20 protein-coding genes are annotated in these 20,655 nt (G+C 41.2%); 11 read left to right on the plus strand and 9 right to left on the minus strand.

What is annotated here, in order from left to right; translation table 11 throughout:
* Positions 1-137 precede the first annotated feature (137 nt).
* On the plus strand, positions 138-770 hold the full coding sequence (locus tag ABC374_RS03930; protein WP_413016065.1) for a superoxide dismutase family protein: 633 nt from the start codon (positions 138-140) through the stop codon (positions 768-770).
* A gap of 303 nt (positions 771-1,073) precedes the next feature.
* On the opposite strand, the gene trhO is transcribed toward ABC374_RS03930, so the two are convergent.
* On the minus strand, positions 1,074-2,039 hold the full coding sequence (gene trhO, locus ABC374_RS03935) for an oxygen-dependent tRNA uridine(34) hydroxylase TrhO (RefSeq protein WP_413016067.1): 966 nt from the start codon (positions 2,037-2,039) through the stop codon (positions 1,074-1,076).
* A 141-nt stretch (positions 2,040-2,180) separates the two neighbouring features.
* Here trhO and ABC374_RS03940 point away from each other — a divergent pair, with 141 nt between their 5' ends.
* The 3 genes from ABC374_RS03940 (at position 2,181) to ABC374_RS03950 (ending at position 3,888) form a co-directional block, all read left to right on the plus strand.
* Positions 2,181-3,197 (plus strand): nitronate monooxygenase, encoded by a 1,017-nt coding sequence (locus ABC374_RS03940; protein WP_413016070.1) that lies wholly within the window; start codon positions 2,181-2,183, stop codon positions 3,195-3,197.
* 17 nt (positions 3,198-3,214) lie between these two features.
* Positions 3,215-3,670 (plus strand): GNAT family N-acetyltransferase, encoded by a 456-nt coding sequence (locus ABC374_RS03945; protein ID WP_350302806.1) that lies wholly within the window; start codon positions 3,215-3,217, stop codon positions 3,668-3,670.
* 74 nt (positions 3,671-3,744) lie between these two features.
* Entirely contained in the window at positions 3,745-3,888 is a 144-nt protein-coding gene (locus ABC374_RS03950; protein WP_350301616.1) for a hypothetical protein, read from the plus strand.
* 46 nt (positions 3,889-3,934) lie between these two features.
* Here the strand turns inward: ABC374_RS03950 and ABC374_RS03955 are convergent, their stop codons facing one another.
* Positions 3,935-4,513: a GNAT family N-acetyltransferase gene (locus tag ABC374_RS03955; RefSeq protein WP_413016072.1), complete on the minus strand. Its 579-nt coding sequence runs from the start codon at positions 4,511-4,513 to the stop codon at positions 3,935-3,937.
* 103 nt (positions 4,514-4,616) lie between these two features.
* On the opposite strand from ABC374_RS03955, the gene pdxR reads away from it, so the two are divergent.
* On the plus strand, positions 4,617-6,008 hold the full coding sequence (gene pdxR / locus ABC374_RS03960; protein WP_413016074.1) for a MocR-like pyridoxine biosynthesis transcription factor PdxR: 1,392 nt from the start codon (positions 4,617-4,619) through the stop codon (positions 6,006-6,008).
* 65 nt (positions 6,009-6,073) lie between these two features.
* Here the strand turns inward: pdxR and ABC374_RS03965 are convergent, their stop codons facing one another.
* Together ABC374_RS03965 and ABC374_RS03970 are read right to left on the minus strand one after the other, a co-directional pair.
* The gene (locus ABC374_RS03965) at positions 6,074-6,493 is read right to left on the minus strand and encodes a MarR family winged helix-turn-helix transcriptional regulator (protein ID WP_336863169.1); all 420 of its coding nucleotides are present in this window, start codon (positions 6,491-6,493) and stop codon (positions 6,074-6,076) included.
* Between the two features lie 498 nt (positions 6,494-6,991).
* Entirely contained in the window at positions 6,992-7,195 is a 204-nt protein-coding gene (locus tag ABC374_RS03970; protein WP_350301619.1) for a hypothetical protein, read from the minus strand.
* Positions 7,196-7,323: 128 nt separating this feature from the next.
* Here ABC374_RS03970 and ytvI point away from each other — a divergent pair, with 128 nt between their 5' ends.
* Positions 7,324-8,367 (plus strand): sporulation integral membrane protein YtvI, encoded by a 1,044-nt coding sequence (gene ytvI, locus ABC374_RS03975; RefSeq protein WP_350301620.1) that lies wholly within the window; start codon positions 7,324-7,326, stop codon positions 8,365-8,367.
* A gap of 344 nt (positions 8,368-8,711) precedes the next feature.
* Here the strand turns inward: ytvI and ABC374_RS03980 are convergent, their stop codons facing one another.
* Positions 8,712-10,064: a hemolysin family protein gene (locus tag ABC374_RS03980; RefSeq protein ID WP_350301621.1), complete on the minus strand. Its 1,353-nt coding sequence runs from the start codon at positions 10,062-10,064 to the stop codon at positions 8,712-8,714.
* A 615-nt stretch (positions 10,065-10,679) separates the two neighbouring features.
* Between ABC374_RS03980 and ABC374_RS03985 the strand changes: the two genes are divergently transcribed.
* From ABC374_RS03985 to uptA, 4 genes are all read left to right on the plus strand, one after another.
* A complete protein-coding gene (locus tag ABC374_RS03985; protein ID WP_413016078.1) occupies positions 10,680-11,252 on the plus strand; it encodes a YitT family protein in 573 nt (190 codons plus the stop codon).
* Between the two features lie 94 nt (positions 11,253-11,346).
* A complete protein-coding gene (locus ABC374_RS03990) occupies positions 11,347-12,060 on the plus strand; it encodes a FixH family protein (RefSeq protein WP_413016080.1) in 714 nt (237 codons plus the stop codon).
* Positions 12,061-12,151: 91 nt separating this feature from the next.
* Positions 12,152-12,316, plus strand: a complete 165-nt coding sequence (locus ABC374_RS03995; RefSeq protein WP_157831095.1) for a hypothetical protein — start codon at positions 12,152-12,154, stop codon at positions 12,314-12,316.
* A 162-nt stretch (positions 12,317-12,478) separates the two neighbouring features.
* Entirely contained in the window at positions 12,479-13,108 is a 630-nt protein-coding gene (gene uptA, locus ABC374_RS04000) for an undecaprenyl phosphate transporter UptA (protein WP_350302807.1), read from the plus strand.
* A gap of 53 nt (positions 13,109-13,161) precedes the next feature.
* Here uptA and ABC374_RS04005 read toward each other — a convergent pair whose 3' ends face one another.
* The 4 genes from ABC374_RS04005 to ABC374_RS04020 form a co-directional block, all read right to left on the minus strand.
* Positions 13,162-14,493: a hemolysin family protein gene (locus ABC374_RS04005; protein ID WP_137019416.1), complete on the minus strand. Its 1,332-nt coding sequence runs from the start codon at positions 14,491-14,493 to the stop codon at positions 13,162-13,164.
* 274 nt (positions 14,494-14,767) lie between these two features.
* Positions 14,768-15,877 (minus strand): histidine kinase N-terminal domain-containing protein, encoded by a 1,110-nt coding sequence (locus ABC374_RS04010; protein ID WP_350301624.1) that lies wholly within the window; start codon positions 15,875-15,877, stop codon positions 14,768-14,770.
* A 236-nt stretch (positions 15,878-16,113) separates the two neighbouring features.
* Complete coding sequence (locus ABC374_RS04015) at positions 16,114-17,001, minus strand: cation diffusion facilitator family transporter (protein ID WP_350301625.1); 888 nt, start codon at positions 16,999-17,001, stop codon at positions 16,114-16,116.
* A gap of 394 nt (positions 17,002-17,395) precedes the next feature.
* A complete protein-coding gene (locus ABC374_RS04020; protein ID WP_413016084.1) occupies positions 17,396-17,920 on the minus strand; it encodes a universal stress protein in 525 nt (174 codons plus the stop codon).
* A 293-nt stretch (positions 17,921-18,213) separates the two neighbouring features.
* On the opposite strand from ABC374_RS04020, the gene ABC374_RS04025 reads away from it, so the two are divergent.
* Entirely contained in the window at positions 18,214-20,247 is a 2,034-nt protein-coding gene (locus tag ABC374_RS04025; protein ID WP_413016086.1) for a transglycosylase domain-containing protein, read from the plus strand.
* Positions 20,248-20,655 lie beyond the last annotated feature (408 nt).

Consider the following 20,655-nt stretch of genomic DNA (forward strand, 5'->3'; position numbering starts at 1 on the left):
CTTGTCTGTGAATTTAGTAAGGTGTTCACTCTCATTGGTGTAATCTATTTTCCTATTTATCCCGCTTTCTGTTTATTCTTCCATAATAGTGGAAAGTAATAAGAGGAAATACATATAAGAGAGTGAGGGAATTTATCATGAACTATAAACAAAAACTTGTACTGCCTATGTGTACTGCCTTTTTACTGTATGGATGCAATTCAGCGGATGATTCAAATCAGGCCGATAATAATGCCGAGGACATGACTACAGTGGGACAAGGAACAGATACAGCGGTTGATCCGCAGGTGAAAGCGGAAGTTAAAGATGTTGAAGGTAAAACCCTTGGGACGGTGAATTTTACCGCTGAAGAGAATTCTGTAGTGATCGAGACCGCTTTGGAAGGCCTTGAGCCAGGCTATCATGGATTCCATATTCACGAAAACGCAGCATGTGAGGCGGATGCCAAGGATGGCCCTTTCACTACAGCGGGAGGACACTTCAATCCAACTGATGAAACGCATTCTAAGCACGCAGGTGATATGCCTCCTTTATATGTAAAAGAAGATGGGACAGCAAAATATACGGCAACATTGGATAACATGACAATAGACCAACTGAAGAAAGAAGAGCTGGCTGTAATCGTTCATGCGAATCCAGACAACTTTGCCAATATTCCTGACCGCTATGAAGCCAATGGAGAAAAAGGACCGGATGCAGATACTTTGAAAACTGGTGATGCTGGCGATAGGCAAGCTTGCGGGATTGTTGTAAGTGCAGAGGCAAAATAGGTTAGAACATGAGCGATTCTTCTAATGAGGAATCGCTCTTTTCTTTGAAGGTAGAACTGCTGACAGCTAAAATCTTAAAGCTGACCATTCTTTTTACGATTTAAGAAGGTTTTTTCTATTGTGATATAGAAGTAAGAATGTAAGTAATATTGCAATAGAAGCAGTGTATTAAAAAGATCATAGTTAATTCTTGCAGTGGAATGAAGTCCAAGGCATAGGTTTAATATAGGAAAATAAGATTTGGTTTGAATCGATAAAAAAACCCGAACAGGGATCATGTCCACTGATTCGGGTATGCTAAAATTATTTTGCCGTAATGGAATCTTCGATTAGCTGTAATCTCTCAGCCACTTCTTCTTCAGAAAGGTTATGCTCGACTACATAGCGATTACGCGGATGCACTCGGCATTCATGAGTACAGCTGCGCATATGTTTGTGTTCGTTCTCTTCGCTGCAAAGGATTTTCTTGTTGCATTCAGGATTAGCGCAATTGACATAGCGTTCACAAGGTTCGCCGGAATAAATATCGCGTCCGACAATGACATGTTCCTTTTGATTGATAGGTACGGCAATCCTTTCATCGAAAACATACATTTGGCCATCCCATAGCTCACCTTGGACTTCGGGATCCTTCCCGTATGTTGCGATGCCGCCATGCAGCTGGCTTACATCTTCAAAGCCTTCTTCGACAAGCCAGCCGGAGAATTTCTCACAGCGGATACCGCCGGTGCAATACGTTAGGATTTTTTTGCCTTCGAACATTTCTTTATTTTCACGGACCCATTCGGGAAGTTCACGGAAATTCGTGATTTCTGGCTTGATTGCACCCCTGAAATGTCCTAAATCAAATTCATAGTCATTTCTGGCATCAAGGACGATGGTGTTTTCATCTTGCATTTGCTCGAAGAACTCCTTCGGGCTCAAGTATTTGCCTGTCGTCTGGGTCGGGTTGATGTCGTCTTCCAAGCGAAGCGTTACAAGTTCATTGCGTGGACGAACATGCATTTTTTTGAAAGCATGGCCTTCAGCTTCATCTATTTTAAACACGATATCGGCAAAGCGGGGATCGCTTTTCATCATTTCCATATATTTGTCGGTTTGTTCGATCGTACCTGAAACTGTTCCGTTGATACCTTCTGAAGCCACCAAGATACGGCCTTTCAATTCAAGGGCTTTACATGCCGCAAGATGCTCGGCTGCGAATTCTTCGTGATTTTCGATGGGTACATACAAATAATAAAGTAATACTCTATATGGTTTTGTTTCCATTTTTTATTTACCACCTATGTTTTATATTTGCAAGATATAAAGGGTGATTATTTAGACACTTTTCTCTTACAGATAATCATTATACCAAGAAAACGTAAAAATGATAAGGGCATGAAGAAAAATCAAGGGGAGTTGTATGGAATGTTGAAAGAGTTAATGAGATATCCAATCATTCAGGCACCGATGGCAGGAGGAGCTTCCACTCCGAAGCTTGCGGCTTCAGTATCCAATGCAGGAGGATTGGGCTTTCTCGCGGCTGGCTATAAGACTGCGGAAGAGATGAAGGACGAGATAGGGCAGACCCGTCAGTTGACTGAGCGCCCTTTTGGCGTGAATGTATTTGTGCCAGGCAACGAGGCGGTAGATGAAAATATATTATCTGGCTATCGTGAAAAGATCGAAAAAGAGGCCGAGAGCGTTGGGGCTGAGATTGGAAAAGCCGATAGTGATGACGATGATTGGGGAAATAAACTACATGTATTGAAGGAGGCTGGGGTCGCTGTCGTCAGTTTTACGTTTGGATGTCCAACGGAAGATGTAATAAGGGAGCTCCAAGATGTCGGTTCCCTTATAGCCGTGACAGTAACCAACCTTCAGGAAGCAAAAAAGGCGGCGGGAGCAGGCGCCGATGTTCTATGTGTACAGGGGTTTGAAGCAGGGGGGCACCGGGCCAGCTTTGATAACCGCACAGAAGATGATTACGGTCTTTTAGTATTGATACGGATGATAAAAGATGAACTGGACTTACCGATCATTGCCGCGGGCGGACTGATGCATGGAAAGGATATCGCGGCCGTGCTCGAAGCGGGAGCAGCAGCGGCGCAATTGGGAACCGCTTTCCTTCGCTGTCCCGAAAGCGGGGCAAGTCCGGTCCATAAGGCAGCGTTGGGAAATCCCCGATTTACTCAGACCTCCATTACCCGAGCCTTCAGCGGTCGGAGGGCACGCGGGTTGGTGAATCACTTTTTAACGGAATATGATAGCGTTGCACCAGTCGCCTATCCTTATATCCATCACATGACAAAACAAATGCGAAAAGCGGCTGGACAAAAAAACAATCCTGAATTGATGGCTTTGTGGGCAGGACAGGGATATAAGTTGAGCAGGGAACTTCCTGCATTTGAATTGGTTGAACTTTTTGTAGAAGAATTAAACTGAGAAGGGTTTGGATGCTGATGGAGATAAGGAAATTATTCAAGGATGAGACACCCCCGATGCATTTATTGCTTTTGGCAGATCCTTCAAGGGAATTGGTCGAGGAATATTTGGGGAGCGGAACGTGCTTTGTTGCCGTGAGTGATAAGCGAATGATCGGTGTTTATGTTTTACTGCAAAAAGGCCCGGAACTGATAGAGATAATGAACATCGCAGTGGATGAACGGCACCATGGAAGGGGAATCGGCAGGCAATTGATTGAACACGCCAAAGGCCATGCAAGGGAACAGGGATATAAAATGATTGAAATCGGAACGGGGAATTCGGGGATAGGGCAGCTTGCGCTTTACCAAAAATGCGGTTTTAGAATAACTGGGGTCGATCGGGATTTTTTTAAGAGAAACTATTCCGAGGCCATTTATGAAAATGGGATTCAGTGCCAGGATATGATTCGCCTGTCACAAAGCTTAGACTAAGGCAATGATCATCCAAGTTTGACGGAAAAGCTTTACAGACAAAAGTCGCGTCGCATTGCTTAGGGGGAATGAACTTGTTCTTTGGTGATATGATTTATCTTCTTTTTGCTTTACTAATGCCGTTTTTATTTGCGATTGGCGTTTTCATATTCATTCGATCAACGAAAAGGCAAAAGGATTCTTTAGCGAAAATTCGTAAAGACCCACATGAAAAATAGCAGCAAGAGAAAAGAGTGCAAAACAACGGCACTCTTTTTCTCATTTTCACCTTTCCAAAAAAGCTTCCAAATTCCTTTTCACCCTGGGCCATTCATGCTCGAGAATACTATAGACCACCGTGTTCCTGATCCTCCCATCTTGCAGTTTTTTCTCCATCCTCAAAATGCCTTCTTCAAGGGCGCCGAGCCTGGTTATTGCTGCACGCGATCTTTTGTTGCATTCGTCAGTCCTGAATTCAACCCGTTTCATTTGCCACTTTTCAAAAGCATGCAGCAATAGCAGGTACTTACATTCTGTGTTAATGGCTGTTCGCCATTTGTCGGGATGATACCAAGTCGCGCCGATTTCCAGGGATTGATTATGAAAGTGAATATTTCTTAAGCTCGTGCTGCCGACTATCGAATCATCAATCCGATCGATAACGACAAATGGATGATGAAGTTCCTGTTCCCTTGCTCGAATGCCTTCCTTTACATATGAGATCGCCTCTTCATATGACAAAATTTTTGTTGCACTCCATTCCCATATTTCAGATGGCAGGGAAGCGGCGTAAAGCGGTTCGATATGATGTTCCATCATCGGGGTGAGTATCACGTGTTTCCCGTATAATTCGATATGCTCCATAGTTTCCTCCTCTTGATTGATATCTTCATTATAAAAATATTCTGGTTCTGCAATAAGGACCAATGCTGATATAATTTATGGAACCAGTTTGAAGGAGGACCAAATGTTTGAAATCACTCTAACCTTAGATAAAACGAATAAAGAAGCTTTATATGTGCAATTGTATAAATACTTTATGAAGGAAATCCAGAATGGACAAATAAAGGCCGGAATGAAACTGCCTTCTAAACGAAAACTGGCCTTGCATTTAGGGATAGGCCTGAATACAGTGGATACGGCTTATCAGCAGTTGATGGCAGAAGGATATGTGGAAAGTCAATTAAGGAAAGGTTATTATGTAGCCGATTTAGAACCGATTTCAGCTTTGAATGAGCCGTTGCCTGTAACAGAAGGGATGATGTGCCCTCCGAATGAAAGAAATGAGATAGATTACAATCATGGCCGGGTGGACGTGGATTCTTTCCCGCATGCCGTATGGAAAAAATGCTTGAACAATACGTTGTATCTACAGGAAAGGGAAATGTTCATGAGCGGTGATCCTCAAGGGGAATGGGGGCTTAGGGCTGAGATTTCATCCTATCTATTTCAATCGAGAGGAGTTCGCTGCGGGGCTGATCAAATCATCATTGGGGCAGGTACCCAGCATTTCATCCATCTGCTGCGGTTACTTCTTGGAAATGAGCGGGTATTTGGGTTGGAAGACCCTGGCTTTCATCGGGTAAGGGAGGTACTGAGGCTGGAGGGAGCGGATATGGCATACATACCCTTGGATGAAAGTGGAATGAGTGTGGACTCCTTGAAAGAGAGTGCAGCGAATGTTGCCTATGTCACTCCTTCCCATCAATTTCCTTCCGGTATGATCATGCCGATAATTAGACGGGTGGAATTGCTCAATTGGGCAGTGGAAAAAAAGGGTTATATTATTGAAGATGATTATGACGGGGAATTCCGACATGCTGGTAAGCCGATTCCGTCATTGCAGGGGTTGGACACCAATGGAAGGGTCATCTACCTAGGCACGTTTTCAAAGTCGCTCATCCCATCAATGAGGGTGGGATTTATGGTGTTACCCATGGAGTTGGCTTGCCGCTATCAGCAGAAGTTAATAGGATACAAACAGACCGTTTCCAGACTGATTCAGGAAACGCTCTGTCTTTTTATGAAAAATGGACATTGGGAACGCCATCTGAATAAAATGCGAACGATTTACCGTAAAAAGAATAAGGTGCTGCTGAATGCCATTGAAGAGTGCTTCCATGATCGTGTAGCCGTAATCGGTGAAAAGTCAGGCTTGCACGTTCTTTTACAAGTGAAAAACGGTAGCAGTGAGGCAGAGCTCATTCATGAGGCTGCCAGTGTGGGGGTTAAAGTCCACCCAACATCGGTTTATCATTCAAAGAATGTGAAAGATCCGACTATTTTGATTGGGTACGGTGGTTTAACCGAAAGGGAAATCGAAACAGGAATCCGGCTTTTAAAAAAGGCATGGCTATAGCTTGGTGCGAAAGTAAGGAAAGGCCTTGCTTCACACTTATTCAACAATGATATAAGCTACCCATTTTAGTTTCTTATATTATTGAGGATTTTAAGGACCGTCTGGAAAAATACTTCCTGTTCCTCTTCAGTAATGCCTTCCAGGGCTTTCCCTTCGATTTTTTCGGCAATCTTAAGACATTTTGTATGTACCTCTTTGCCCCGGGGGGTCAGTTCGATTCGTTTTTCCTGTTCATCTTTACCAGGAACTTGTTTAATCATATTATTCTGTTCCATACTGTTGACCGAACGTGTGATGATAACACTATCTACATCCAGGTAACTGCAAATATCGGGGATTGTGGAATAGCCACAGTTCTTTAGGTAATTAAGGATTGTCCACTGATTATGGTAAATTTCAAGTGATGTAATTTGTTCATTCATTTTGCTGACTAATGATCTCGATACTTGTAAATATTGATGAAATAATTGAGTAGGGTTCGTCATATGCTTCTCCTTTATAATGGTCGACCAATCCATTATATTCTTTAATTCTTAAAAGTCTATTGTAAAGAATCATTTATTTCAGTCAATGTTTATTTTTGGAAGCAAAGCGGGAAAGGGAAAAATACTGGAAAAATGAATGAATTGAGGGAAAGCTCAGTCTTCTCAAATCATCAAAAAACAACGGGGAAGCATAAGCACAATCACAAGAAGAACCCTAATATATGATGGGAGATATTTCAGACTATAGGTAAATTCGAGTTTGCCAACAGTTTTTTAATGGTTTGTCCATTTGGGCGTTTATTTCCGCTCCAGGCACTCGCTTTCCGCGGACGGTCCGCCCTCGGCTTGCACCTGCGGGGTCTCCCTTGGACGCGCTTTTCCCGATTGTCCATAAGTGCCACTGAGAATTGGTGAAAGTCAATACGACACGTCACCTTGAAAGCTGAATGCAGAATATCCTGCAAACAAAAACCAGCCTCTAAAGTGGCTGGTTTCTGTTTAAAACTTCTCGCTGGTGGAGCGGTGCTTTGTTTCTTCTTTATTTCGTTCTTCTTGTTGTTCATATTTAATTTCATCAATTGGTAAATCATCAATGGGCATGACCACTTGATCACGTTCCAGCTGTTTTTCCTGATTTTTCTTGAAGGCCTTGGATTTATCATTACGCTCCTCAAGATACTTTTCTTTATCTTTATTATCCAATGTCAATCCCTCCATCTCTTTGTATCTCTTTTTCCCCTTATTGAGAAAATAAAACGTATAAGCGAAATATATGTGATCCCATTTCATAAATATAAGGAGAACAGGAAAGTGCAAGGAGGGTTTGTTCAGTGAATGTGGCCGTCTTTTTTCGCTGGTTTTGGAGGGGGATTCTCCTTTTAGTCATAGTTATCGTCATTCCCTATTCATGGGCTTTGATTTTAGCGTTGCTCACCGCCATTCTTTTGGATGGATTGGTCCGCATGATTGGTGAAACGGCAAAGCTGCATCGGTTTTGGGCAGTATTGATTTCATTTGTTTTATATGTAGGCGGGCTTATGAGCATCACTTATTTTTCCTTTTCGGTATTAATCAAGAAGGTCATTGTCTATTCGGAAGAATTTCCCGGTTTCATACGTGAAGTGTATTTGACGGCTATATTGCCAGTCATTAGGCAATGGGAAAGGTATTCCCAAACTTTACCGCCAAATCTCATTCAATCAATAGAACAAACGATGGAAAAGGGAGTCATGGCTCTGGAGGGGTTCACAGAGGGCTTTGTTCAGGATATGGTTCAATTCGTTACACTCATTCCGGGATTTTTCATTGACTTTTTAATTTACTTAATCGCTTTATTCTTATTTAGTCTTGAATTGCCAAAGTTAAGAAAAAAGGCAGTCCTTTATTTGAAGACATCCACCTATCAAAAGATTTCGCTAGTTTATCAAGATTTAAGTATGGCAGCCGTAGGCTTCATCAAGGCACAAATCACGTTGAGTTTAATAACGTTCATCATGGCTTATGGAGGACTATGGTTGTTAAATGTGAAGTATACGATTCCATTGGCACTACTAATAGTAGTTGTGGACATTCTTCCTATCTTGGGGACGGGATCTGTACTGGTTCCTTGGGCAGTAATCGTTTGGGCTCAAGGCAACCATCATCTAGGTATTGGCCTCATCATCCTTTTCCTGGTCATTACCATCATAAGAAGGACAATCGAACCAAAAATCTATTCAGCAAATATGGGGTTGAGCCCATTGGCATCGTTGATCAGTCTTTACTTAGGGTTTAAGATGCTTGGCTTCATTGGGCTTTTCCTTGGACCTTCGATACTGATTGTTTATGATACGTTAAAGAGGGCAGGTGTCATCAAAACCAATTTCAAAATATGAAAGATTATTAGATGTTTTTTGCCTGATTTCTTAAATTTGACATATCTTTTACCGCTTTACCTTGACCGTTGCAATGATTGCAGTCCCGGGAAAAAAATTGCAGATAACGGGTTTTCCCTTTCCCTTTGCAGTGCTGGCAAATGGTTATGAGTTTCATGATTCCTCACTCCTTCAAAAAGTATCGCTTTTTTAACAGTATGAAACAATTAAGGTAGAACTATACTTCATGTAATCATTCAATGTTAAAAGCAGCAGGTTTTATATAATATGTATTGATTTTATTTCATGTACCAGTAAAAAAAATAACCCCCGATCCTATTGTCTTTTAGGAACGGGGGTTATTATCATGAAACGATTTCGGTTTGTGATATGATCGGGAATTCTTTTACTTCGCTTACGACTTTTACTTGTTTATATATTTCAATATAACGAATATGGTGATCTTCCATTTCCTTTATCCTAAAGTTATAAGGACCGTAAGTCAGGATATCACCTTGTTTGGCCTCGTAATTCTCGGTAAGGATCCATCCGCCCATCGTATCAATATCTTCATCATTGATATCCAATCCAAGTAAGTCATTCACTTCACTGACTAATACCTTGGCATCGATGATGTAGTGATCTTCTTTTAATTTACGGACATCCGGCACTTCATCCAGGTCGAACTCATCGCGGATATCGCCAACGATTTCTTCAAGAATATCTTCAACGGTCACCAAGCCTGACGTACCGCCGTATTCGTCCATGAGGATAGCCATGTGGATCCGTTCCTTTTGCATTTTTAAAAGTAAATCGTGAATGGGGATACTGTCAATGACACGGATGATCGGACGAACATATCGATCGATCGTTGACGCTGCCTGATTGTTCTTGTCTATCATTTCAGTGAATAGCTCTTTGATATTGACCATTCCGATAACATGATCCTTATCACCGTCAATGACAGGATATCGTGTAAAGTTCTCTTCCGCCATAACGGTAAAAAACTGCTGGATCGTATCATCCTTGGATACCGTTGCAATTTCTGTACGTGGAACCATGATTTCTTTTGCGATCCGATCATCGAATTCAAAAATTTTATTCACATATTTAAACTCTGATTGGTTAATTTCGCCACTTTTGTAGCTTTCGGAAACAATGATACGCAGCTCTTCTTCTGTATGAGCCAAATCATGTTCGGAAACTGCTTTTAATCCTAGCATTCTTGTAAGCGTCCTTGCAGAGCCGTTCAGTACCCAGATGAATGGATACATGATTTTGTTAAAACCAATTAAAGGTTTGGAAACCAATAAGGTTACTTGCTCCGCTTTTTGAATCGCCAATGTTTTTGGTGCCAATTCCCCAACAACCACGTGCATGAAGGTAATGAAAGAAAAGGCAATTGCAACCGAAAGTGCATGTGAAGCTGAATTTGGAAGATTCAATTGATTCAAGAGTGGGTGCAAAATCTTTTCAACTGTCGGTTCCCCAAGCACCCCAAGCCCTAGAGCTGTAACGGTAATTCCGAGCTGGCATGTTGAGAGGTATTCATCCAGGTTGGATATGACTTTCTTTGCTGAAATAGCATTCGGCGTTCCTTCTTCAATTAATTGATCGACCCTCGTGCTTCTCACTTTAACAATCGCAAACTCCGTAGCTACAAAAAATGCTGTTAAAGCAATTAAAATGGCAATAAGAACCAAGTTTATTATGTCCAAATAGTCTCCCTTAACTCGCCTTCGAGACGAATAAGGAGTACACCTCCTACATTTTTAAAATATACAAGTATATTTTTTTTGCCGTGCTGAATATTTTTGGGATTACTTCAAAATGGCTGTGGTAATAGATGTGCAGCCGCTTGAACTCCCATTTCTTTTTGTGATGAAGAGAATAATAGTATATGCCGATTAGCGATGCGTAGACGGGAAATAGAAGAATTTCTGTCTGAAGGAGTGCAGCCATTTTCCAAAAGGATGCACATATCCGTTACGCAAAGCAGCGTTCGTCCGTCAAAACGAACATTCTTTAATGCCCCATCAAATCACCTCAATCTAATTAATTTAAATACTTTTATTATAGAAAGAGTTAATCATTCAGTCAAACAGCTTACGGCACCTTAAATCCGGTAAATTGCATGAAAAGGATTAGTTTGAGCTAATAATTAGCTGTTTTTGACTGTTTTCTCTACTTTATTGTAACATATTATAGAATATTCAGAAAACTGAGGGCCGTTTCCTAAAAAATTGGTCAATTTCATTATTTTTTGGATGGTACAAACATATTCTATAGAAACCAAGACAAGTTTTCATTGAAGATTAAAGGGGGTGGCGGCCATGAAAATCATGGAAAGGATGGCAGCAATCATTGCCGGCAGCATGCTAGTAGGAGTGGGAATCAATTTTTTTCTGATACCTTATCATTTATTGGATGGCGGCATGATAGGGATTGGGCTGATTTTTCATTACTATATAGGACTTCCGACTGGGCTGGGTGTGATTTTGAGCAGCATTCCATTATATATATATGCTTGGTATTTTGAAAAAAAATTATTCCTGAACAGCTTGCATGGCTTGCTTTTTTCCTCTTTATGCATCGACATTTTTTCTGACGCTGTCACAGGATGGAACCTTCCCATTTATGTAAGTGCGATAATCGGGGGAGGGTTGATTGGACTTGGAATCGGCTTGATGCTTCGGTATGGGACCTCTACAGGCGGAACGGATATGCTGGCACAGATCCTTTCCAGGAAAAGTGGACTCAATGTAGGGCTGCTGATTTTTTTCATTGATGGATGCGTATTGCTTTGCGGATTGAGCGTTGTGGGGACTACAATCTTTTTATATTCATTTTTAACGATCATCGCGGTAGCCATGCTGACTTCAGTCACCGTGATGCGAACCATTTAGTGTTAAATTATGTATAAAAATCCTAAAAATGGAAAGGATGGGCAATATGAAAAGGACAGATTTTTAGTCTAATAAATAGTAAAGGGAAGTTCATATGAAAAAACTCTATATGTGTACTGCATTGTTAGTTATGCTGGCTGGGTGTCAAGAGGCTGAAATGCCAGAGGATAAAGAAGTGAACAGTGCTGTTCCAGAATCGATGGATGCATCAATTGTCATAAAAGGGAAAGTGGAGCCTGGAAAAGAAGTCATTCTTGAAACGACAGTGAAACAGGGAAGCCAATTGGTGAATGAAGCTGATGAGGTACTGTTTGAAGTGAGAAAGTCCGGACAGGATAAACGGGAAATGCTTGAAGCGAAGAATACTGGAAGTGGCATGTATCAAGTGATGCATACTTTTGAAGAACAAGGCAAATATATTGTAGTCTCCCATGTAACGGCCAAAGGCCTTCATGTAATGCCTGAAAAAGAAGTTGTCGTTCCTGAACATGAAAGTGAAGGTGCATCGGTTCATCCTAGTACGGATGTATCCATCGAGTTTCAAAGTAACCCTGTAAAGGCAGGAAACAGTTCGAACTTTGAAGCGACCGTTGAATTGAATGGGAAACCACTGACAAAGGCAGATGTGAATTTCGAGGTCTGGAAGGAAGGCAGCGAAGAGAGTCATTTCACCAAAGCTGAAGAAGATGGGAATGGAACATATCTAAATAAGGTATCTTTCGAAGAATCGGGAACCTATAAGGTGCAGGTACATGTTGAAAAAGACGAAGTGCACGAACACCAACTGCAAACGATTCAAGTCAATTGATTGTTTTTTGGATGAATCGTTTAAACAGGTTTCATCTCTTCGTTAAATGGGAAGTTAAAGGATAACGGTACAGCAGAAAGGGAGGGTAAGCATGAATAATCAAAAAATCAACAAGTATAAAAATCTCGGGATTCATATTGAAAAAACGAAATCACGCCAAGAGATTTTCACTAATGTTTCACAAAATGATTCATCCTTACTCACCACAGCTGTTTTTTCTCAATTTTCCCAAAAACGGGAGCTAAAAGAATATTGATGCAATGAGACCGGATTACATATCAGCTGGTCTTTTTTTGTGCATTCTAAATGTGTTGCATTGTGAAGCTGGATATGAAAAATCGAATAGAACTTTATGAGCTGAAATAGGATAGAAGGACAAACAATTTGAAATTAGCGGTAAGGGGAGTCTGATAGCATGATATCACAGCTTATTATGACGATATTGAATTGGTTTGCGGAAATGGGGTATATGGGGATTTTATTGGGGCTGATGGTTGAAATCATCCCGAGTGAGCTTGTTCTCGGATACGGTGGTTATGTGGTCGGCCTTGGGAAAATGAATTTTTGGGGAGCTGTTCTTGCAGGAGTGGCAGGCGGGACGATGGCACAGCTATTTCTCTATTGGGCTGGTTATTATGGAGGACGTCCCTTTCTCTTGAAGTATGGAAAATATATTTTAATTAAAGAAAATCATATTGTACATGCTGAAGAGTGGTTTCAAAGGTATGGTGTAGGCGTGATTTTTACGGCTCGATTCATTCCAGTGGTTCGCCATGCCATTTCCATCCCTGCTGGAATTGCAAGGATGTCCGTATGGAAGTTTATATTTTATACGGTTGCGGCTGTCATACCTTGGACCATCTTGTTTCTGACCTTAGGGCGGATCCTCGGCGAGAATTGGCAGCAAATCCGGGAAATAACGGAACCTTATCTCATTCCGGCTGCTGGTTTTTCCTTTATCATTATCATGCTGTATATTTTATGGAAAAAAAAGAGTACACCTCCAATCGTAACGGTCAAAAAAATGGGGCGGTTTCCCGATAAATGAACAATCGAAAAAACAGCCACGTAAAAGGTGATTTACGTGGCTGTTTTTAATCATTATCCTTGGGTAAGGTCTTCCTCCAGAGGAAGCTGTACGACCTTTTTTGTCACCTCGATAGAACGAATGGCGTGATCTTCCATTTCAATCACTTTAAAGCAGAAGCCGTCTTTTTCCATGATGTCCCCTACCTTCACATCATAATTTTCAGTAAGGACCCATCCGCCTATCGTATCGACATCATCTTCTTCTAAGTGAATGCCAAGTAAATCATTCACTTCCTTTACAAGAAGTTTAGAATCTAAAATATAATGTCCATCTTTAATTTTCCTGATCGAGGCAACTTCATCGATATCGAATTCATCACGAATTTCGCCAACGATTTCCTCGAGGATATCCTCGACTGTGACAAGTCCGGAAGTTCCGCCGTATTCATCCATCAAAATAGCCATATGAATGCGTTCTTTTTGCATTTTTAACAGCAAATCGTGAATCGGGATATTTTCCATTACCCGAATGATCGGACGAGCGTAATTTTCTATTGCTTTGATATGGATTTCCCGATTCTTTATAAGATCCGAGAAAACTTCCTTTAAGTTCACTAAGCCGATGACATGGTCTTTATCACCTTCGACAACAGGATATCGAGTGTATTTTTCCAATTTGGCGACATCGACGAATTCCTGTACCGTATCATCTTTGGATATGGTCATGATTTCCGTCCTTGGAACCATGATTTCTTTGGCAACACGATCATCGAATTCAAAGATGTTGTTTACATATTTGAATTCCGACTGGTTAATCTCTCCGCTTTTATAGCTATCTGATAGGATGAAACGCAATTCTTCTTCCGTATGGGCTATTTCGCTTTCGGATGCTGGCTTGAAGCCAAATAATCCGACAACTAATCGGGAAGAATGATTCAAGGCCCATATGAAGGGAAAGGCTATCTTATGGAAAAATATCAGCGGGCTGGCAATTGCCAAGGCCACTTGCTCAGCCTTTTGGATGGCAACCGTCTTTGGAGCCAATTCACCTACAACCACGTTCAGGAACGTAATCAGGGAAAATGAAATGACGAATGTCAGAATGCTTGTGACTTCTTGAGGGATATTCAAGGCATTGAATAATGGCCCAACCAATTTGAGGACGGTCGGTTGTCCTAGCCAACCCAATCCAAGGGCAGTAACGGTAATACCAAGCTGTGTCGCGGATAGGTACTCATCAAGATCGGATGTAACCTTCTTAGCCGCAATGGCTTTTTTATTTCCCTCTTCAATCAATTGATCGATCCTGGAGCTGCGGACCCTTATGATCGAAAATTCAGAAGCTACAAAAAAGGCCGTTAAAGCGATTAAAATAATGACGAATAAAAAACTTAATATGTCCAATTAGTGTGGGACTTAATTGAATCGCCAAAACGATTTAATTATCCCAGTCACCTCCCAAAACCAATAATGAATGAAATGATATTTAGTGTATAAAATGTTAGATGAAAAATAAGTCTTGTCTATCTTGTATGAAAATTATGCTGGTTTATATTTTCAATCTATAGGATCATTCACCTCGATTAGTAGTGGAACCTACCTATTAGTATAAGTAACTGGACGTCAATCAGTCAAAAATTTCACACTAAAAACCTAAGTAAAAAAGGTTATTTATCCATTATTTAGTTTTCAATTGTATGGAAAAGGTCGTTAGGAAATCGGTAGAGTGGCAGGTTAAGGTTCCTTGATGCTTTAAAACGATTTCTTTACAGACGAATAATCCCAATCCCGTTCCCCTTTTTTTGGTGGTGATGAATGGTTCAAAAATATTCGGCAAAACGTCGTCAGGTATCTTCGGCCCGTTGTTCGATATATTTAAAGTAAGAATGCCGGGTGGTGATTCAGAGCCTGAAATGTAAATGGATGGGGAAGGCATCCCTGCAACCACATCAAGAGCGTTTAAAATAATATTAAGTAAAACTTGACGGAATTCTTCTTTAGAACCGGAAATTACGGCATCCTCGGCAATATTACATGTAATGGAGGCATTTACTTCCAAGATGCTCGGATATAAAAATTCGATTACCTCATTCACAAGCTGAGCAATGGAAAATAGATCAGGTGGTGATGCTGAAGTTTCCTTTTTGGAAATATTAAGGAATTGTGTGATCCGGTAATTGAGCTGATCCAATTCCTTTGAAATGATATCAAGGTATTTTATCTCAGGCTGTTCTGCCTGTAACAATTGTATGAATCCCATGATGGAAGTCAGTGGATTTCTGAATTCATGGACAAAGCTTGAGGTCATTTGGCCAAGTAGCGTCAAACGGTCTTTATGGTTTGGGCTTATGAATTGATAGCGTTCTTCAAGTTCGATCGTTTTCAATTCGGTATAATGGGATAATGCAAAATGAATGAGTTTATCGAAGTAAACGTTTATTTGCTTAATTAGAACCGATATTTCTTCTTTGGGTGCTTCGGAATTCAATACGTGCTCAATGATGGTGGATCTCCCGATGGTTGCAGTGGAAAAGAAATTTTCCATATCCAATTGCTTATTAACTCGATCAGACGCAATTTTTTCCCCTACGACCTTCAGTACATCACCAATTTCAGTATCCGATTTTCCAAGCTGATCCATTAGCAGATTAAAAATATTTTCCACTTCTCCTTTAAAATATCCCAGATATCCGTCCGGTAAATGCAGCAACTCATCTTTCCATTTGGAAATGATGCTGGTTTTTTGAGAAGATAAAAAGTGAATGGTCATTTCTCGATTAGATACCATTTTGCCCTCCATACTGTAGGAAAATGAATTTACTTTTGACCCAGAAAGTGCTTTATTAGAATAAAATTACAAAATATCAAAATAATTACATGATGTTTTCATGATAACAGATTACTGTTCTTTTAACATGTGTCAATTGGATAAATATTCGGCAATCAATCAATAAATACCTTTTTTTGACACAGTTTTATTACAGTAATTACAGGAATTAATAACAAAAAAAGGTATCCGTAAAGTTAATGACGGTTACCTTTTTTATGAAATGCATATGGTTCGATATGAACGATCACATGCTGGATATTATATTCCTTCAAAAGATTCTCTTCGATTTTAACCGTGATATCATGACCTTGAATGACGGTCAAAAGGGGGTTGACATGAACGGTAGTTTCGAGCAGGATTTCACTTCCGTGCATCCGGGCTTTGATTTCACTCATTTCTTTAACACCTTCTGTCAATATAATGGTTTGTCCGATCTTTTGCAGGAGCTGCTCGTCGAAACCATCGGTTAAAGAGATGGAGGCATCACGAAAGATATCCCAGGCTGTTTTGCAGATGATGACCCCCACGACTGCTGCAGCTATCGCATCCAGCCAAGGGATTCCCATCTTGGTGCCGATGATTCCAATGAAAGCACCCACACTGACAAGGGCATCGGATCGATTATCCTGTGCTACGGCATAGATGGAAGAGCTGTTGATCTTTTTACTTAGAGATAAGTTATAGCGGAAGATTCCGTACATGAAGATTGCAGAAAATAGAGCGACATAACCGGTCAGCATACTGGGAACGGTTGTTGAATCTTGGTGAAAGAAGGATTCAATGGCACTGAATACAACTTGGAGGCCCACGGTGATCATGATAAAGGCAGCTACCAACGAGGCTACGGTTTCCGCCCGTAAATGACCATATGAATGATTATCATCAGGAGGTCTCTTTGAAATTTTTAAACCGATCAATACGGCTATGGAAGCGATGATGTCGGTCGTATTATTTAAACCATCAGCCCAAAGCCCTTTGGAATCACCGAAATAACCAAATGACAATTTAAGAGCAGACAAGAATATGTACGCGGCGATGCTTATGTAAGCGCCTTTTTCAGCTGAAATCGAATGTTTATCCATGTCCACATTCCCTCCCCAATGTAAATTAGGCTTAATAAAGATACCAAATCAAACCTTAGTGAGTCTATAGAAAAATTGTCGTATTTAGCCATCTAACTTGGTTAATAGCAGGTGTATTGAAGGTCTGTAAAGAAGTTGGATAAATGAAAGATTACTGGGAATGGCAAGTTTTGATAACATGTGCATTTTCTTTAATTGTAATATTCTAACCGATGAACGAAAATTAAATACTTCCAAAGGGGAGCCAAAAAGGCTGAGAGTGAACAGTTCGAACTGATGCAGGGATGTGGTTTTGGATACAAGCAATAACTGAAAAATCCAACAAAAAGGCCGGATTCTATAAGAATCCGGCCTTTTTCGAAGCATGATCAAGTAGTGTGAACCGGCTCAATTTTCATTTTACAATGAATACCGAACAGGGTGCGTTTTTCGCAATGGTACTACTTGTACTGCCAAGGAAGAATTTTTCCAAACCGCTTTTAGCGCTATTGCCGACCACGATAAGATCAGCAGAAGTTCTTGCTGCAAAGTCACATACGCTATCTGGCGCATATCCTTCCAATAGTTCGAATTTTCCCTTGACTTGACATTCACTTAACAATCTCAACGTATTACTTTCTGCATTCTGAATACTATTCTCGACGGCGGAAGGGGTGTCATTTACCTTTTGATTTCGTGGCTGATCAACTTCAACAACAGGATGTGTCTGGACTGGATCTACATAAAATCCGGCAGCAGGTACGAACCCTGGAGCAGAGGCGTCTCCCATGATACGCTGTTCAACCTTATCATTTAGGACATGAACTATGGTCAACTCTGCTTTTGGAAAGGCCTTTTTCAATGTTGCTCCATATTCGACGGCCCATTTACTCTCTTCATTTCCATCAAAAGCGACGACAATATGTTTTAAGTCCTTCATTATATTATCTCTCCCCTTTTTAAGACCTTAAAGGTGTTATACCCACTTTTAAATGGCTTCACGCCTTTAATCTGTATATAGACTGCCATTTACGGGTAAAGGATAGATACGAGCATAGTTAAAATGGTAGGATGAAATCTGGTCCTTCAATTAGTTGTCATGCTCAGACGATGAAGAAATATCATCGGCAAGGGTGCGATATCCGAGTATAGTACTACAAGAAAAGGGCGCCTAGCTTCGGCCTTTTATTCAATCGACGAGTTTTCTTTAATAAAAAGGGTAAAATATTTTTAATGAAACATGTCGCAGATGGGAAAATGGGGGTACAAATGAGAGGGTTAGTGAAATTAGGTCTAATTATAATATTGGCGATTGTGGTTTTAGGCGCCGGTTCACTATTGTATTTCAGGCAGGGTGCTGATATAAGTCATCTTGAAAATAATCTTCAGCAACCGACAGGAATCTATGATCTGGATGGGAATCTTGCCAGTACGATCACGGCAAATAAATCCGAAGGTGTTGCGATAGATGAAATACCGGAACATATGAAACAAGCGGTGGTTTCCATTGAGGATCACCGTTTTTATGAACATCACGGCATAGATTATCAAGGGATTATGCGGGCTTTGGTTAAAAATGCGAAGGCTGGAAGTGTTGTTGAAGGCGGGAGCACGCTTACCCAGCAGCTTGTGAAAATCACGATGCTGGAATCGGATCGAACTCTGAAGAGGAAGATAGACGAGTTTTTTCTCGCCCAGGAAGTTGAAAATCAATATACAAAAGATGAAATCCTGGAAATGTATTTGAATCAAGTTTATTTTGGCCATGGAGCATGGGGAATCAAAAAGGCAGCAAATATTTATTTTTCCAAAGAGGTTTCTGAATTGACCGTTGCCGAGGGAGCTTTGCTGGCGGGAGTCATTAACTTGCCATCCAAACTTGATCCATACAAGAATTTAGACGGGGCAGTGAAGCGGCGTGATTTGGTTCTTTCGAGAATGGCGGAACATGGTTATTTGACGAAAGATGAAGAAGCAGCTGCAAAAAAAGATACGGTGACACTTCTTATGGGGGAGAAGGAAACCGATCCATTAAGAGGTAAGTATCCTTATTATGTCGATCATGTTTTATCGGAAGCATCGAGTAAATATGGAATTAAGCTTGAGGAGCTGCTTTCAAAGGGCTATAAAATTTACACGACTCTGGACCAATCCATGCAGCAGGCTACAGAAACCGTGTATGAGAATGCAGCCAATTTCCCAGTTGGAACGAGTACAGAAGAACTGGTTCAAAGCGGGTCTGTCCTCCTTGATCCTGAAACCGGCGGCATAAAAGCACTTGTCGGAGGGAGAGGTGAACATCAATTCATGGGATATAACCGGGCAACCCAGCTGACAAGGTCTCCTGGTTCATCCATTAAACCGCTTGTCGTTTACACGCCAGCTGTTGAAGAGGGATATGATATCACTGACCCTTTAAAGGATGAAAAAATGAGCTTCGGTGAATATGAGCCAACAAACCTGAGTGGTGAATATAAAGGAGAAGTCCCCATGTATGAAGCGGTGATGAATTCCTTGAATGTACCAACGGTTTGGCTATTGAATGAGATTGGCATCGATAAGGGGCTTGATTCACTTAAGCGGTTTGGGATTCCATATGACAAGGATGATCGAAACCTTTCGATCGCTTTAGGAGGGATGGAAAAAGGTGTGTCCCCGCTGCAGATGGCAGGAGCCTTTTCAGCTTTTGCCAACGAAGGGGAACGGATGGAAACCCATGCCATTGTAAGAATAGAAAATGCCGATGGAAAAGAAGTCGCCGCCTGGAAAGAGAAGAGCACCAAAGTGACCTCTGTAGGCGCCGTCGATAAAATGAATGCCATGCTGCTTGGAACAGTGGAATATGGCACAGCGAAAAACGCAGCAGTTTCCGGTTATGAAATAGCAGGTAAAACAGGCTCCACACAAGTTCCCATCGAAGGAATATCAGGGGTTAAAGATCAATGGTTCATCGGTTATTCACCTTCGCTGGTCGGTGCTGTATGGGCTGGATATGATAAGACGGACAAAAATCATTACCTAACGACACACAGCAGTCAGGGAAGTGCACTCATCTTCCAAAAAATAATGGCGCAAGCTTTACAGAATCAAGCGGCTCAATCTTTTAAAGCTCAGGATATCGGACCGCTAATAGCTGAACAGCAGGCACTTATAGCTGAGCAACAGGCAAAGGAAGAAGAGGAGAAAAGGAGACAATATTGGATTGATAAAGGAAATGAGATTAGGGAAGGTTTGAATAAATGGAGGGACTGGGAGGTTCCGTGGTGATTCTCAGGTAAGGCAATTTAATTAAAATTAACAAACTGAGACTGTCAATCATTTGACAGTCTCAGTTTGTCGGCGAATGGGAGCGGATTTAATACGTGGACCTTAAAATAAAATGCTCCGGAGTCTGAATAATGAGGTAAGGGCCGAATAAAGAGCGGGAAAGGTCGAATAAATCCGTGAACGGCCGGATAAAGAGCAGTGAAGGTCGAATAAATCCGTGAACGGTCGAATAAAGAGCGGGAAAGGTCGAATAAATCCGTGAACGGCCGGATAAAGTGTGGTGAAGGGTCGAATAAATCCGTGAACGGCCGGATAAAGTGTGGTGAAGGTCGAATAAATCCGTGAACGGCCGAATAAAGAGCGGGAAAGGTCGAATAAATCCGTGAACGGCCGGATAAAGAGCGGGAA

The organism is Peribacillus phoenicis, assembly GCF_047238085.1.
Taxonomy (GTDB): Bacteria; Bacillota; Bacilli; order Bacillales; family DSM-1321; genus Peribacillus.